19 protein-coding genes and 1 pseudogene are annotated in these 14,262 nt (G+C 65.7%); 5 read left to right on the top strand and 15 right to left on the bottom strand.

Features of this window, described 5'->3' with window-relative positions; all coding sequences use genetic code 11:
- The first annotated feature begins 37 nt into the window (after window positions 1-37).
- Genes ASC45_RS14775 through ASC45_RS14765 form a run of 3 tightly spaced genes read left to right on the top strand, consistent with a single transcriptional unit; the run spans window position 38 to window position 1,601 of the window.
- Window positions 38-436 (top strand): TraK family protein, encoded by a 399-nt coding sequence (locus ASC45_RS14775; protein ID WP_001127128.1) that lies wholly within the window; start codon window positions 38-40, stop codon window positions 434-436.
- Window positions 436-1,161 carry a nucleotide-binding protein gene (locus tag ASC45_RS14770; protein ID WP_001062597.1) on the top strand — a complete coding sequence of 242 codons (726 nt, stop codon included), beginning with the start codon at window positions 436-438 and terminating at the stop codon, window positions 1,159-1,161. The genes ASC45_RS14775 and ASC45_RS14770 overlap by 1 nt, the downstream gene beginning before the upstream one ends.
- The gene (locus ASC45_RS14765) at window positions 1,161-1,601 is read left to right on the top strand and encodes a conjugal transfer protein TraM (protein ID WP_055451790.1); all 441 of its coding nucleotides are present in this window, start codon (window positions 1,161-1,163) and stop codon (window positions 1,599-1,601) included. The genes ASC45_RS14770 and ASC45_RS14765 overlap by 1 nt, the downstream gene beginning before the upstream one ends.
- A 202-nt stretch (window positions 1,602-1,803) precedes the next feature.
- On the opposite strand, the gene kfrC is transcribed toward ASC45_RS14765, so the two are convergent.
- The 15 genes from kfrC to ASC45_RS14690 all read right to left on the bottom strand — a co-directional run bounded on the left by kfrC (window position 1,804) and on the right by ASC45_RS14690 (window position 13,156).
- A complete protein-coding gene (gene kfrC, locus ASC45_RS14760) occupies window positions 1,804-2,457 on the bottom strand; it encodes an IncP plasmid survival protein KfrC (RefSeq protein ID WP_055451789.1) in 654 nt (217 codons plus the stop codon).
- Between the two features lie 28 nt (window positions 2,458-2,485).
- Window positions 2,486-2,833, bottom strand: coding sequence for an IncP plasmid survival protein KfrB (gene kfrB / locus ASC45_RS14755; protein ID WP_000664557.1), 348 nt, complete (start codon window positions 2,831-2,833; stop codon window positions 2,486-2,488).
- A gap of 172 nt (window positions 2,834-3,005) precedes the next feature.
- Complete coding sequence (locus ASC45_RS14750; protein ID WP_055451788.1) at window positions 3,006-4,037, bottom strand: DNA-binding protein; 1,032 nt, start codon at window positions 4,035-4,037, stop codon at window positions 3,006-3,008.
- Between the two features lie 178 nt (window positions 4,038-4,215).
- Window positions 4,216-5,265 carry a transcriptional repressor gene korB gene (locus tag ASC45_RS14745; RefSeq protein WP_011114060.1) on the bottom strand — a complete coding sequence of 350 codons (1,050 nt, stop codon included), beginning with the start codon at window positions 5,263-5,265 and terminating at the stop codon, window positions 4,216-4,218.
- On the bottom strand, window positions 5,262-6,026 hold the full coding sequence (locus ASC45_RS14740) for a ParA family protein (protein WP_000855329.1): 765 nt from the start codon (window positions 6,024-6,026) through the stop codon (window positions 5,262-5,264). The genes ASC45_RS14745 and ASC45_RS14740 overlap by 4 nt, the downstream gene beginning before the upstream one ends.
- Window positions 6,023-6,325, bottom strand: coding sequence for a transcriptional regulator KorA (locus ASC45_RS14735; RefSeq protein WP_010890110.1), 303 nt, complete (start codon window positions 6,323-6,325; stop codon window positions 6,023-6,025). The genes ASC45_RS14740 and ASC45_RS14735 overlap by 4 nt, the downstream gene beginning before the upstream one ends.
- A gap of 113 nt (window positions 6,326-6,438) precedes the next feature.
- Window positions 6,439-6,969, bottom strand: a complete 531-nt coding sequence (locus ASC45_RS14730) for a DUF2761 domain-containing protein (protein ID WP_055451787.1) — start codon at window positions 6,967-6,969, stop codon at window positions 6,439-6,441.
- A gap of 1 nt (window position 6,970) precedes the next feature.
- Window positions 6,971-7,300: a KleE stable inheritance protein gene (gene kleE / locus ASC45_RS14725; RefSeq protein ID WP_055451786.1), complete on the bottom strand. Its 330-nt coding sequence runs from the start codon at window positions 7,298-7,300 to the stop codon at window positions 6,971-6,973.
- A 144-nt stretch (window positions 7,301-7,444) separates the two neighbouring features.
- Window positions 7,445-7,660: a DUF2688 domain-containing protein gene (locus ASC45_RS14720; protein ID WP_011222109.1), complete on the bottom strand. Its 216-nt coding sequence runs from the start codon at window positions 7,658-7,660 to the stop codon at window positions 7,445-7,447.
- Window positions 7,661-7,718: 58 nt separating this feature from the next.
- Window positions 7,719-7,955, bottom strand: a complete 237-nt coding sequence (gene kleA, locus ASC45_RS14715; protein WP_055451785.1) for a stable inheritance protein KleA — start codon at window positions 7,953-7,955, stop codon at window positions 7,719-7,721.
- A 157-nt stretch (window positions 7,956-8,112) separates the two neighbouring features.
- Window positions 8,113-8,370 (bottom strand): transcriptional repressor KorC, encoded by a 258-nt coding sequence (gene korC, locus ASC45_RS14710; protein WP_055451784.1) that lies wholly within the window; start codon window positions 8,368-8,370, stop codon window positions 8,113-8,115.
- A 16-nt stretch (window positions 8,371-8,386) separates the two neighbouring features.
- Window positions 8,387-9,595: a hypothetical protein gene (locus tag ASC45_RS14705; protein ID WP_055451783.1), complete on the bottom strand. Its 1,209-nt coding sequence runs from the start codon at window positions 9,593-9,595 to the stop codon at window positions 8,387-8,389.
- 51 nt (window positions 9,596-9,646) lie between these two features.
- A complete protein-coding gene (locus ASC45_RS14700) occupies window positions 9,647-10,075 on the bottom strand; it encodes an antirestriction protein (protein WP_001095942.1) in 429 nt (142 codons plus the stop codon).
- Window positions 10,076-11,545: 1,470 nt separating this feature from the next.
- A complete protein-coding gene (gene trfA, locus ASC45_RS14695; protein WP_011222076.1) occupies window positions 11,546-12,766 on the bottom strand; it encodes a plasmid replication initiator TrfA in 1,221 nt (406 codons plus the stop codon).
- A gap of 48 nt (window positions 12,767-12,814) precedes the next feature.
- The gene (locus tag ASC45_RS14690; protein WP_000019167.1) at window positions 12,815-13,156 is read right to left on the bottom strand and encodes a single-stranded DNA-binding protein; all 342 of its coding nucleotides are present in this window, start codon (window positions 13,154-13,156) and stop codon (window positions 12,815-12,817) included.
- Window positions 13,157-13,268: 112 nt separating this feature from the next.
- Here ASC45_RS14690 and ASC45_RS14685 point away from each other — a divergent pair, with 112 nt between their 5' ends.
- Together ASC45_RS14685 and ASC45_RS14680 are read left to right on the top strand one after the other, a co-directional pair.
- Entirely contained in the window at window positions 13,269-13,631 is a 363-nt protein-coding gene (locus ASC45_RS14685) for a transcriptional regulator (RefSeq protein WP_000283041.1), read from the top strand.
- Window positions 13,632-13,940: 309 nt separating this feature from the next.
- Window positions 13,941-14,262: pseudogene (locus ASC45_RS14680) on the top strand (P-type conjugative transfer ATPase TrbB); the annotation flags it as partial.

Genomic DNA, 14,262 nt, shown 5'->3' with positions numbered 1-14,262 from the left:
TTACATTTGCGATGAGAGGATTAGATGGACGAACACGATGCCAAAGACCTACCCCGAAGAGCTGGCTGAATGGGTGAAGGGACGGGAAGCCAAGAAGCCGCGCCAGGACAAGCACGTGGTCGCGTTCCTGGCCGTCAAGAGCGACGTGCAAGCGGCGCTCGATGCGGGCTATGCGATGAAAACGATCTGGGAGCACATGAAGGAAACCGGCCGGCTGCGCTGTCGGTACGAAACCTTCACCCAGCACGTGAAGCGGTACATCAAGGCTGCGCCGGTAGCTTCCCCGCCGCCTCCCGCCACTCCCCCGGACAGCCAGCCCAAGGGCGCGAAGCCCGAGCCGAAGGCCGCCCCGCCGGCCTCGGAATCCAAGAGTGAACCGCCCAAGATCGGCGGCTTCACGTTTGATGCGACTCCAAAGAAAGAGGATTTACTGTAATGGCGAAAATTCACATGGTTCTGCAAGGCAAGGGCGGCGTCGGCAAGTCGATGATCGCGGCCACCATCGCGCAGTACAAAGCCGGCAAGGGACAGAAGCCGCTTTGCATCGACACCGATCCGGTGAACGCGACGTTCGAGGGCTACAAAGCCCTCAACGTGCGCCGGCTCAACATCATGGACGGCGACGAGATCAACACCCGGAATTTCGACGCCCTGGTCGAGATGATCGCGTCGGCCGAGGGCGACGTCATCATCGACAACGGGGCCAGCTCGTTCGTGCCGCTGTCGCATTACCTCATCAGCAACCAGGTGCCGGCGCTGCTCCAGGACATGGGCCACGAACTCGTGGTGCATACGGTCGTCACCGGCGGCCAGGCCCTGGTGGACACGGTGAGCGGCTTCGCCCAGCTCGCCAGCCAGTTTCCGGCCGAATGCCTGTTCGTGGTCTGGCTGAACCCGTATTGGGGGCCAATCGAGCACGAGGGCAAGGGGTTCGAGCAATTGAAGGCGTACACGGCCAACAAGGGCCGTGTGTCCGCCATCATCCAGATTCCGGCGCTGAAAGAGGAAACCTACGGCCGCGACTTCGCCGAAATGCTCCAGGATCGGCGCACCTTCGATGAGGCCCTGGCCGATTCGGCGCTCACGATCATGACGCGGCAGCGGCTCAAGATCGTGAAAACCCAGCTCTTCGCCCAGCTCGAAAACGCGGCGGTGCTCTGATGGCGGCCGACGACAAGATCGAGGAACTGATACGGGAGATCGCGGCCAAGCACGGCATCGCCGTGGGCCGCGACGATCCGATCTTGATCCTCCAGACCATCAACATGAAGCTGATGCAGGACAGCGCATCGGCGCAGCAGGAAATTCTGGACGCCTTCAAGTCGGAACTGGAGTCCATCGCCCACCGATGGGGTGATGACGCCAAGGGAAAGGCGGAAAGGACGCTCAACGCGGCGTTGGCGGCCAGCAAGGACGCTATGACGCGAGGGATGCAGGAGGGCGCGAAGGCGGCCGCCGAGGCCGTGCGGCGCGAGGTTGAGGCGGTGACGGCGCAGCTCGGCGCGCCGATCCGCGAGGCGCGGCGCGTCGCCATGATGAACATGGTCGCGGCCGGCATGGCGGTCGTGGCCGCCGGCCTGGCCCTTTGGGCCTCGCTGTAGATGGCGATGCGGGATCTCATCGTCAGAACTGGCGATGGTCGACCGCCCGCCGGCGGCATCGCCAAGTTCGGCGATGCTGGCCAGCTCCCGGCATCGTCGCTTGTGACGATGCTGCAGGATGATCGCCAGGCCCTCGGCGGGCCTCCCTCGCCAGAAGTGGCGATGCTCGAGAAAAAAGCCCGGCAACCGCCGGGCTTCGTTTTTATGCGGGCCTGGCTGACAGGCCCAAGGACTGCGATCTCCCTGGCCGCTCCTGGGCCTGGGATTGCCTGCGCTCCTGCTCCTGCTTGCGCATCAGCAGCTCATGCCGGCGGGCGGCCTCGCGCATGGCATCCCAATCGGAAGCCAGCTCGGGGTTCTCGGCGCGCATCTTGCGCGTCGCCAGCTCTTCGATCTTCGGCGAGTGCAGGCCCATGCCTTCCTTGATCTCGCGGACGGCTTCCAGGCGCGCGTGAAGCGTCTGCAAGCGGGCCTGCTGCTGCGCCTGCTGGTTCTGCCAGGCTCGCTTAGAACCAGGCAAGGACAGTCGGCCAGGCGCGGACGCCTGGGTCTGCTGCAAGCGGGCCTGCTGCCGGTCGATCAGGTTTTCTAGCCTGTCCTCGATGTGTTCCACCTGGTCGTGCTTGGCCTGCACGTAGAGCGCCAGGGTTTCGGGGTAGGACTGCTCGACCGGGGCCGCCTCTAGGGTGGCCTGCTGCTCGATCTCGGCCGCCTGGGCGGCCTCCAGCAAGTCGGCTCCGGTGTCCTCGCGCGAAGCGCCGAAGGCGGCACCGCCGAGGGTGGCCGGCGCGCTGACGCGGGCCGGCTTGGTGGCGCGGCTCTCGGTGCCGCTGCCGGGGATGGTGAGTCGTTTCAAGGGCGTGCCTCCTTTTTAGCCGCTAAAGCTACATGGAGCGCCCCCGCGTCAGTTTCGGGGCCTCTGCGGCGACTGCCGCCTTGCCCTGGGCGTTGTAGCTGATGCTCTTTGCGCTCCCGATTTCAGGTACTTTATCGAAATCTGACCGAGCGTGCATGACAAAGTTCTTGCCGATCTGCTGGTACACGTTGGTGGCGTCGGCATGAACGATCACGCCGGCGTGGGTCTGCTTCTTGTCGGCCGCTTGGGCCGTGTACAGGTTGTAGATGCCGGGCTTCAACGCGCCCGCCTTGTCTACTTTCTGATTCGTCCAAGCGCCGTCCTTTTCGGCCTGAACGATCCGCTGACCGTTCATGACCAAGAGGCGTTCTTTCATCGGGCACTCCTATGGTTGCCGTGGTTCTCAAAAGGGGTGATGGTGGCCCCATGCAAGCCGCGCTCCAACAAAAAAGCCGACCTCGGCAAAGCGAGGCCGGCTCCTTCCCTGCGGCCGGGTTGTGCGTTTTGTCAGGGTTCCAGGGTAATTTTAAGGAAAACCAACCGATTTATCAGGTCTTTTTGCGTCCGCTGCCGGCCGGATCGGCCGGCCGGCCTTGCGCCATGACGGTTTCCAGGGCCTCCAGCCGGCCGCGAAGCCCGGCCGCTTCCTCGCGGGCCTGGGCGGCGTCGCGCTTCGCCTGGTCGCGCTCGCCCTGGGCGGCGGTCAACCGCTCGGCCTGGCGGTGCGCCTCGGCCGCCATCGTCTTGCGCTGCTCCTGGTGGGCCTGCTCGGCCGCCTCGGCCTTGGCCTGCACCTTCACCAACTCGGCGCGCACCTGGTCGCGCTCGGCGGCGGCCGCCTCGGTGGCCTTCCGCTGCTCGGCCTGAGCGGCGCGCGCCTGGTCGGTCGCCTGGTTCGCCCGCTCCAGGTCGGCACGCAGCTCGCCGGCGCGGCGCTCGATCTCGGCGGTACGGCTGTTCGCGGCCGCCAAGTCGGCCCGCAGGGCCTCCACCTGGTCGGCGCTGGCCGTGGCCCGCTCCTGGGCCTTGTCGCGCTCTGCACGCGCCTGGCGGGCCTCCTGGTGGGCGTGATCCAGCTCCGTGCGCAGCTCGCCGGCCCTGGCCTCGGCCGTGGCCGCGCGCTCGCTGGTCGCCGCGAGCTTGCCGCGCAGCTCGTCGGCCTCGCCCTTGGCGGCCGCCTCGACGGCCTCTAGGGCCGCGACGCGGGCCTTGGCCTCGTCCAGCTCGCCGGTGAGCTGGTCGGCCAGCTCTGCGGCTTCCTGGCGCGCTGCTTCCGTCTCCTGGCGCACGGCCTCCAGCGCCTCGCGCTCGGCGGCCAGGCGGTTGTTCGCCATTTCCAGCGCCACGGCCCACAAGTCGCCGCCCAGCTCGGCCAGCTTGTCGGTGATCGCCTGCGGTGCCGGCTCGCGGATCGGGGCGGCCTGGCTGGCCTTGCGTGCCCGCCACTCGTTCATCGCCTCGCTGATGGTGGTGAAGCTGCCGCTGCCGAGCTGCTTGCGCACATTCGCCAGCGTGGGGTTCTGGCCGGCCGCGTCCAGTTCGTCGGCCACCGCAAATATCTGCTCCTTCGAGATCGCCATGTCGGGCCTCCTTTGGCCGGTTGTATGTTGTAGCGTGTAGCATACTACAACATACAACACTACGCAAGCGGTTTAGCTGAACTTTTTTTAGCGGCTAAAACGCGGGCGAAAAAAAGCCCCGCTCGGTGGCGGGGCGATGGGTGGGGTTGGTGGTCGGCGATGCCCGGCGCTGGGCGCGTCAGCCCTCCAGCAGCGCGACAAGCTGCACGGTGCCAAGGTCGGCCTCGAACTCCTGGCCGTCATCCTCGTATTTGAGCCAGGCCCAGCCCTCGGCCGGGGGCCGGCGGTTGAGGATCAGCCGTGCCGGCCGGTCGTCGTGCTTGACCTGGATGATGGCCTTCTTGAGCTTGTCGGGGTCGGCCTCCTTCGGCTCCTTCTTCCCCTTGGCGTCATCATCCTGCGGCCCCTGCTCGCCGTCGCCGGCCTCGGCGTCGGTCTTGCCGGTCAGCGCATCGACGGTGTTGGGATCGCGGTCGCCGTCCTCGTGACTGCGCTTGTCCTCCAGGAACTCGCGCAGCAGCTTCACCGAGCCGCGCGTCAGCTCCTGGCTGTCGTCGGCCAGCCAGGCGGCCACCTCGTCGGGGTTCTTCTTGTAGGCCGTCACCAGCTCGTTGATGACTGTCACGTCCTTGCCCCGGCCGCTGTTGAACGCCTCGGCAATGGGTTCGGGCAAGTCCAGCAGCGTGACGTGCTGCGTGACGAAGGCCGGCGACTTGCCGATCTCCTTGGCGATCTCGCCCTTCTTCTTGCCCTTCGCCAGCTCGCGGCCGATGAAGTCGGCGATCTCGCGCGCCGTCAGCTCGTTGCGTTGCAGGTTCTCGATAACCTGGTCGGCCTCGTTGTAGTCGTTGTCGATGAAGGCCGGGATCGTGGTCTTGTGCGCCCACTTCGAGCCGCGATAGCGCCGCGCACCGTGGTTGATGAGGTAGCGCCCCGGTGCGTCCGGGTTCTCGCGCACGCTGATGGGCGACTTCACGCCGCGCGCTTTGATCGTCTCGCCGATCTCCGCGATGCTCTCCGGCGAGAAGCCGGGGTTGTCGGCCGTGCGCGGCTGGTGCGGGTCTTCGTCGATCAGGTCAAGCGGCAGCTCCTGCGGGCCTGCGCCGCCGGCGTTGGCCGCCGGCTGCTCGTTCAGCAGGCCGGCCAGGTCGCCCAGCCCGTCCAGGCCCAGCCCGGACGATTGCGGCTTGTCCTGCTCCTTCTTCTTGGCGTTGGTCTTGGCGCTCATTGCGCGATCTCCATCTTCGTGAACACGTAATCCGCCAGCGCACGCACCTCCTGGGTGGCCTTCCGCGCGGCGGTCTTCTTGATCTTCCACACCGGCATCTGCTCGCCCAGCGCCTCGGCGATGCTGTCACGCGCGCCGATGCTGAACGGCAAGATGAGCTGCGGGTATGCCTGCTGCAACGTCGCCAGGTTGTTGACGTGGCGCGGCTTCCGCGCGTCCACCTTGTTCGGCACCATGCCGAGGAAGCGCAGCTTGGGGTTCTGCTTGCGCAGGTTGCTGATGACCGCGACCATCTTCTTCATGCCCTGCAAGCTGTACGCCTCCATTTCGATGGGCGACAGCATGTAGTCGGCCGTCAGCACGGCCGCCGTCATGGCGACGCCAAGGGAGGGGGCCGTGTCGATCAGGCACACGTCGAAGAACTCGCCCAGCGCGGCCACACTGGCCCGCAGCGCGGCGGCCGCCTGGGACAGCTCCATCTTGTCCAGGTTCGCCAGGTTGGCGTCTGCCGCGATCAGCGCCAGGCTCTCGCCCTCGCGCTTGCCGAACCAATACCGCAGGTCGTCGGTGTCGCCGGTGAACAACTGGCTGGCGAGGTAGCCCGATTGGTACGCCGACAGCGTGAACGATGCGTTGCCCTGGGTGTCCAGGTCGATCACGGCCACGCGAAGGCCGCGCTCCAGGAAGTCGAATGCCAGGTGGCAGGTGGCGAACGTCTTGCCTTGACCGCCCTTCTGAATTGCCGTGACCAGTGTTTTCATGACTTGGGTTCCTGTTTCCTCTTGGCGTCTGCTTCCCACTTCTTGACGATGAACGCTTGATGCTCCGGCAGTACCGCCGTCACTCGCTCGAAGCCCTCGGGGAGCTGTTCCCCTGCTGCTGCCCATACGCGACTGACCGCCTGCGACACTGCCCCCTTGGTCAGCCCCAGCGAAGTGACAAACTCCGCCTGGGGCCGGCCATCGACCAGCACGCCGCGCGCTATGTCGATGGTCTGCTGCCCGATCTCCAGCCCCTTGATGGCCGTCTGGAATTGGGCTTCGGTTAGCCGTTTCTTCATGGATTGCACCCATAACACTCCACACCCGGTTTGTTGAACAAATGGCGGTGCCAGCCGCCGACCATGTGCAGAAGTTTAGCTAAACCATGCGAAGCCGTCAAGCGTTTTAGCGGCTAAAAATTTGTCCGCGCCTTGTCGATGGCCGCTGCCGTCGCGGCCGTCGCCCGCGCCTGCCGCCAGTGGTCGGAATCCACCGCGCACGCGCAAAGCGTGGCCCCGTCCTGGTCGTAGAACACGGCCGGCCGGCCCTCCACCTTCGCCTCGATGCGCAGCGCCTCGACAGGCAACCCCAGCCCGGCCGCGATGGCCGCCAGGGTGGCGCGCTGCAAGGCCAACTCTTCCCCCTTGGCGTCAATGAGCTGTGCCGCATGGGCGGCACTGAGGAAGAACGTCATCAGCGGGCCTACGGTGCGCGTGCCGCCGCTGGCAAAGCACACATCGAAGGAACCGCCGCCTACGTGCGGATCGACGCCCTCCACGAGACGCCAGGGGTCAAGGCCCCATTCTTCGGATTGCGCGCTGTACCAGTAGGCCGGCGCGTCGCCGTTCAAGTCGCTGTCCGCGTACTCGCGCACCAGGACGGCCACGCGGCCAGTGGTCGGCTCCACGAAGCCAGGCGGGTAGGGGAGGGTCTGCTTTCCCATGTCAAAGCCCTTTCGGTTTGTAGATCGAAACGAAGTAGGTGATCGCGGTCAGTGCCGCGAAGTACGCCAGGAACGACCAGCCGGCATACACGCCGGGCGTGTTCCAGTGGTAGAGCATCCGCACGAACTGGAAGAAGGTGATGATCGCCAGCACCCACTTGAGCACCGGCCAGACCAGCACGGTCGCCACCCATACGAACTTGACCAGGCCGGCCACCAGGCCCCGGCCTTCGGCCTTGGGTGCGGCAGGCGCAGCAGCGGGCGCGGCAGGCTGCACCGGCTCGGAAGCCGGCGGCTTGCTGGCCCTGGGGAACTTGACGATGTTGGACATGGCTTGACCCTCCACGCGGTTACGTGTTGAATGCTGGATGCTCCCACTCGGAAGCATGGTTACGGTGTGCCAGCACCAGGCCAAGCGCCCCGGATCACTCCGGGGCGTTCCTCCACCTGGGGCCGTCGAACGTGTGGAATGCCGTCATTGCAGCGTCGCTCCGCTCATGCGTCGCACGGCCGCCGCCAGCAGCATTTCCGTCAGCTCGTTATCTTCCTCCGGCGTGATGCAGCCGCCGCAGATGCTGCCGAACTTCTCGCGGGCATCATCGGCGCCGATGATGCTGTGGCTCAAGGTGCGGATGCTCTTGCCGCAGCGCCGGCAGCACGTCTCGATGATCTCGATCTTGCCTTTGCTCATGGGACTGTTTCCTCTTGGCGTTCCGTGGATGACCCGGCCGAAGCCGGGCCGCCTTCCCTTACCAGCCGACGCTACGCTTGGCCTGCTCGACCGCCTGGCTCGACCATTCGCCCTTGGCACTGGCCTCCAGGCTCAAGGCGGCGAAATAGGCTTTGCCACGCAGCTCTTCCGCCTGCTTCACCAGCTCGGCAGCCTCGGCCATCGTGGCCTCGATCTGGTCGCGGCGGGCTTGGAAGTCGGTGGTTTGCACGTTCGGCAGGGCGTCAACCCAAGGCATGATCTTGTTCTTGCTCATCGGAACTCTCCGGTAATCGACCTGGGCGGAATGCCCGGCCTTCAAGTGCTATATTAGGACAAAATGTCCTATGCTGTCAAGCACTTTAGCTAAACTATTTTCGCTTTACCGTAGTCCGATGCAGGCACTTTAGCCGCTAAAACCTCTTCTCCTGGCGTCAATCCTCTTTCCAGATCAGCCCGAGGCCGGCGTAGTCGCACAGCAGCGCCCACGCGGTATATGGGATCGGCGTGTCCTCGCCCACCCAGCGCCGGATCGTCCGATCTCCCTTCGGGCCGAGGCCCAGCACTTTCGCGGCCTTGCCGCCGGTGAGGCCAGCCAGGCGCAGCACCTCCCGCACCTCTTCGCCGGTCGGCTGCGCCCACCGCTCGGCCGGCTTCAAGCACTCCAGCCGGATATTCGCGTCGTTCGTCATTCGTTCTTTCTCCTGGTCACGTGATAAGCCGCAGTTGGTCGAAGCCGTAGATCGACTGAATGCAGCTCGGGTCTGAATCCACCACGCGGCGGCCCGCGCGATTGGTCTTGTATGTCACCGGCCGGTCATCGTGCGCCCACACCTGGCGGGTGTCTGGATGCACCTTCACGATGATGACGCGCTTGCCGATCTCCTTGGCGAACACCGGATGGTGGACGCTCACGATCTCGCACCGTTGACCCGGTGCGGGCGTGAACTCCACCAGGTCGGCCGGGCCTGCATCGCCATTCCTGGCGGTGCTGCAGGATGCTTCGCCAGCGCCCGGCATCGTCGCTTCTGGCGATACAGGCCCGCCCTCGGCCTGCTCGCCATCGTCAGCTTTGGCGGTGCTGCAGCGCATCGCCGCTTCCGTCGATGCGGGATCTCGCTCGCGGCCTCCGGCCTTTCCCTTGGCGTTCGACCTGGCGGCCCTGGCCGCCTTGACCTTGCCCGCCGCGTCGGCCGCCCAGCGCCGCGCGATGAACGCCTTGTGCGCGGGCAGCACCACATCGACCAGGACGAAGCCCGGCGGAATCGTCACGGTCGCCGGCTCGCGCCGCGCCGGCGGCACCAGGCCGGCCAGCCAGTCGGGCAGGGGAGCGTCGGCCAGGCGGTCGCGGTAGCTCGCCTCGATCAGCACCGGCCGCTTCTTCTCGGCCAGCATGGCCGCCAAGATGCCGCGCGCAACCTCGTCCACGGTCATGCAGCCCCGTGCCGTGTCGAAGTGCGAGCGATAGCCCGTCGCCGAGATAAACGGCCCGTCCAGGTCAACCGCGTGGAACTGGAAGTGCGCGTTGAGCGGCCCGCCATAGCCGGCCTCGTACTCCACCAGGGCGCGCATATCGCCCGTCACGGCCAGGAACTGGCCGCGCTGGCCCCACAAGGGCACCTCGCCCGGCACCGCCGCGCAATGCCGCTCGATGACGCGGCCGGCGGCCTCGTCGTCGGCCATGCACCCGAAGTTCGTGCCGCCGTTCAGCTTCCAGATGATCGCCTCGTATCGTTCGCCGGCCAACTCGGCCGCCGCGCCGTCGCCGCGCATGACAGCGGCGTCGATCTCCACCACGGCCGCAACGGCCGCAGCCAGCAGACCATCGCGGTCTGCCGGCAGCTCGGCCAGCAGCTCGGCCGCCGGCGCGCTCCAGTCCTGGCCCGCCTGGGCCGGTTGCTTCGTTCGCTTCGCCATCGCTTGACGTGCTCCTGGTGCAGCCCCGGCCGAAGCCGGGGCCGCCCCTCATCAGTCAATAGCCCGGTAGATCGCAGCGGCCTCGGGGTGGCCGGCCGCGAAGCCGCGCAGGAAGTGATAGCGGTCGATCAGGGCGTCGGCCGCGTCCGTGCCGGCGATCTCGGCCGCGAGCTGGCCGAGCGCGAACAGGGTTGCGACAATGCCGGCGGCGTCGGCCGACAGTTCGCCCCGGAAGCCGTTGCCGTCTACCTCGATCTCCAGGCGCTCGGCCAGGTCGGGGGCCAGGTAGAAACCGCCGTCCGACAGGGTGTAGTAGTGCCAATACGCGCCGTTGTAGCGTTCGCAGAGCCGGCGCAGCCAGGCGTACACAAGGGCCTCGCCGCGCATCATCAGGCGCGGGCCGAAGTAGGTGGGCAGGAAGTCGAGGCGCTGGGCCTCGGCGACCAGGGAAGCGGTGACGGGTTGGTCTTGGGTGTTCATCGGAACTCTCCGGTAGTTGACCTGGGCGACATGCCCGGCCTTCAAGACGTATATTAGGACAAAATGGCCTAACCTGTCAAGCACTTTAGCTAAACTTTAGCCGCTAAACTGGACTTCGCCCCCTTGTCTTGACACTTGAGGGGCGCATTCACGCCCCTGGCCTGGCAGGCCGACCCCCTTCCTTGGCGTTCAACCTTGCGGCCTTCGAGCCGGCGCTGTCGTCCGTCAGGGCCACGACGCTGAAGTCACCGCGGCCTTGACAGTTGGGGAGTCCAGAGGGGGCCTTGGCCCCCTTTGGAAGAGCACGAACTTCTGCCAGGCGCTTGCGCCTGGCTATGGTCAGCCGTAGCGCCGTAGGCGCTCCATTCTTGGGGTGAAGGCCGCAGGCCGAGGGGCAACGCCCCTGGGGGGATGGGAGGCCGCTTTAGCGGCCGGGTGGGATCGAGAAGGGGGGGCACCCCCCTTCGGCGGCCGGTCATTCTGCGCGGCACCTTGGGCCGGTTTGCCGCTTTTTTCGACACCCGGTTATAACTACCAGGTTTAAGATAACGGTTATGAAGGGTTAAAAGCCGGTTAGCTTGACCGGAAAACGCGCGCAACCCGTTGATACGCCAAGGAAAAGGCTATAAGGGCCGCCCCTCAAGTGTCAATGGATAAGCCCCTCAAGGGTCAATAGTCTGCCCGCCAAGTGTCAAGGTTCGCGCCCCTCATCTGTCAGCACCCCCGCCCCTCAAGTGTCAGCACGGTAGGGGCCTTGCCAACAGGCTTATCCACAACTTCTGTGGATAAAGCCTGCCGGATCAAGCGCATAGGCCGCCTCGACGGCCGCCGGCGCAGCTCCGGGCGGCCGATTTCGAGGCCAGCCCCTCATCTGTCAGCATCGCGCCGGGGTGCGCTGCCCCTCAAGTGTCAAGAAACGCCCCTCAACTGTCACCGGCCGGCGTTTTGTCCCCAAACGATCCACAAGCCCGGCCAGGCGGCGCAGGCCCGCCACGGCCCCGAGAAGGGGCCAGGAAGGCCCGCCAGGGCCTCGTAGCCCAGCGGCGAGGGCCATCGGCCCGGTGAGCGTCGGGAAGGCGCTGGAAGCCCGCCAGGGGCGAGACGGGCGGCCTTGGCCGCTTGGCTCGATGCGCAGCACGACATAGCCGGTTCGCGCGGCCGCAGGCCGGGAGAATCCCCCGCAGCTCGGCCCCTCAAATGTCAAAGAGTGGATCTCATCGTCGGATGTGGCGATGCGAGATCCAGCGCCGGCGGCCGTCATCGTCGGATGTGGCGATGGGGCCCTCGGTGCATCGTTGGATGCGGCGATGGTCGACCGTGGCCAGGACGTGGCCAGCCTCGCCGGAAGTGACGATGCTGCAGCTCGACGTGCGCGAGCTGGTGCGCGGTACTCCCTCGCCGGAAGTGGCGATGCTCGAGAAAAAAAGCCGCCTCGATCTCGGGCGGCTCCAGGGGAGGGCAGGGCGGCGATCACCGCTTGCAATGCACCAGGTCGTCGTTCACCCACGCGCTTTCGACCAGGCCGTTTTCGCGCAGCTCGTCGCACGCTTCGCCTACCTGCTCGCGCCACTTCTTCGGCCGGGTGGAATCCGAGCCGCACATCAGCCGGAACGTCTCCAGCTTGAGCGGGTAAGGCTCCTTGTGGGTGGCGAAGTAGTCGAACATCCGCCGCGCGGTGGGCGACAGCTTGCGGTACTTCTCCCACACGAATTTCGTGTAGTGGTCGCCGGCGAACAGCACCACGATTTCGGCGTCGATCTCGACCTGGCAGCGCGACGTGCGCTTGCCGCGATCCAGGACGCGGAAGCGCCGGATCAGCGACACCGATTCGAGCCGGCCGATGCGCTGGGATGAGAACTGCATGGCCGACGCCTGGAGCCGCGTCAGGCATTCCTCGGCCCTCGTGTAGTACCGGCCGTTGATCGACCAGTCCAAGTCCTGGCACAGCTCGTAGAAGGTGAAGGAAACCGGCTCGCCGAGCGCGGTGCGCTTCGCGTACTCCAGCACCTGGGCGAATACCAGCTCGTCGTCGTCGGCGCGCAGCTCGATCCCGGTGTAGGTGATCTCCACGTCCTTGTTGACGTGGTAGATCGACTGGCCTTGCAGCGCGGCGCGCGGCACCTTCTTGTTGCGGACGGTGAAGATCGCCGACCGCCCGAAGTCGTTGGGCAGCGCCCGCATGTGATCCGGCCAGGGAGCCAGGTCGAACAGCGAGAGCTGCATGTCCTTGATCTGCTGCTTCGTGTGCTTGAGCAAGGCCGTCTGCTTGGCCTCGCTGACCTTCTCGGCCAGCTCGCCGCCGGCCGTTCGCTTCTTGGTCGCCATCGCACTACTCCGTTTGTCCTGGGCCAGCGCGCCGATCTGCTCGGCCATCTTGTTCACGGCGGTGCGCGGTTCGGGCGGCAGGCCCATCGTGCGCGCCAGCTCGGCCGATTCCTGCGCCATGCGCTCGGATCGCTCGACGGCGGCGCTTGCCGGCGTCGGTGGCTTCGGCGGCAAGGCCGCCTTGTTGTCGCCGGCCGTGGCCGGCAGCTCGAAGAGGGAACCGGCGGGGCGGAAGGCCCCGCCGGCGCTGCCCGAGTCCCTGCGAGCGGCGGCGGTACGGGCGGCAAGGTCGGTGGCGTCGGCTTCACTAAGCCCGCCCTCGATGAGCTTGCGCCTGTATTCCTGCTCGTTGAACTCGTTTGGCATCTAATCTCCCTCCTAGCATACTGCCCGGCCGTGGGCCGGGCCTGGGCCTTACTGGCCGCCGCCTGGCGCTTTGGTGTCCAGGTATTCGATTTCCTCGGCGATGAAATCGAACCCGTATTCGGTCTTGCCGTCCTTCTCGTACTTCGTCGGCTCGATGCGGCCCTGGACGAACACCTTGGAGCCTTTGCCCAGGTACTTGCCCGCGTTCTCGGCCAGGCCGCCGAACGACTTGATGCGGAAGAAGTCCGTCTGCTCCTGCTTCGCACCGGCTGCGTTGCGCCACACGCGATTGACGGCCAGGTCGAAAACGGCGCGGGCGCTGTTTTCGCTATGGCGAACGTCGGTATCGCGGGTAAGATTACCGATAAACTGGAACAGGTTGTGGCTCATTCGTCATGCTCCTTTCGCTAATGGAGTCGTCAGTTTAGCTAAACCTGCGTCCGTGGTCAAGAACTTTAGCGGCTAAAATTTCTGCCGCCCGCACCGAGAAGGCATACGGGCCTTGTACAACTACATCTTCTTCACGAACGTGCTCCGGCTGCTCGATGAGCGGCACATGACGAAAAAGGAGCTGTCGGACAGGTCGGGGGTTTCGATCTCCTTCCTGTCCGATCTCACTACTGGCAAGGCCAACCCCTCCCTAAAGGTGATGGAGGACATTGCGCAGGCCCTTGAAACTCCCCTGCCGCTCCTGCTTGAATCGACCGACCTGGACAAAGAAGCCCTTGACGCCCTAGCCGGCGGCAAGGCACCCCGAAGCCTGCCGCCAGGCTTCGAGCGCGTGGCGGCCGTGCTGCCCGAACATCAGGCGTTCATCGTCAAGAAGTGGGGCGAAGCGGCAAGGAAGAAACTTAGAGGGAGTTGACGCCAGGATGTGAGAAGGGAAGGGGAGCGGCACGGAACTGAGCCACAAGAGCCAGCCAAGTTTTAGCCGCTAAAGCCCGCCGGGGTGGCTCAACCCCCGGACAACCCACAACGCAAACGCCACGGGTTCGGCGCGAGGGCGCACGGAGCATGCGCCGCGTTGTCGCCTCTTTCGCCCATGCAATCCGCGATGCAACGTCGCGGCCGAAGTCGCCCTTGTGCGCTTCGGTGTTGCGGTCGAAATTAGTTCGGTATATCGTATGAACCTGTGTAGAATGCGCGAAACGCAACGGCATACAGGGCATACGGAATGACCGACCAGAAACCAGAACACAACAGCATCAAGGAACGGGCGAAGAAGAAGCTCGAACGCGACATGGGGCCGGAGCTGCTGGCCGCCCTCAACGATCCCAAGACCGTTGAAATCATGCTCAACGCGGACGGCAAGCTCTGGCTCGAACGCCTGGGCGAGCCGATGACGTGCATCGGCACGCTGCGCGTCGCGCAGGCGCAAGCCATCATCGAAACCATCGCGGGCTACCACGGCAAGGAAGTCACGCGCTCCAAGCCGATCCTAGAAGGCGAGCTGCCCCTTGATGGCAGTCGCTTCGCCGGCCAGCTCCCGCCGGTTG

This window comes from Thiomonas bhubaneswarensis, assembly GCF_001418255.1.
Taxonomy (GTDB): Bacteria; Pseudomonadota; Gammaproteobacteria; order Burkholderiales; family Burkholderiaceae_C; genus Thiomonas; species Thiomonas bhubaneswarensis.
Note: the sequence above shows the minus strand (reverse complement) of the source record. Positions and strands in the feature narration are given on the sequence as shown.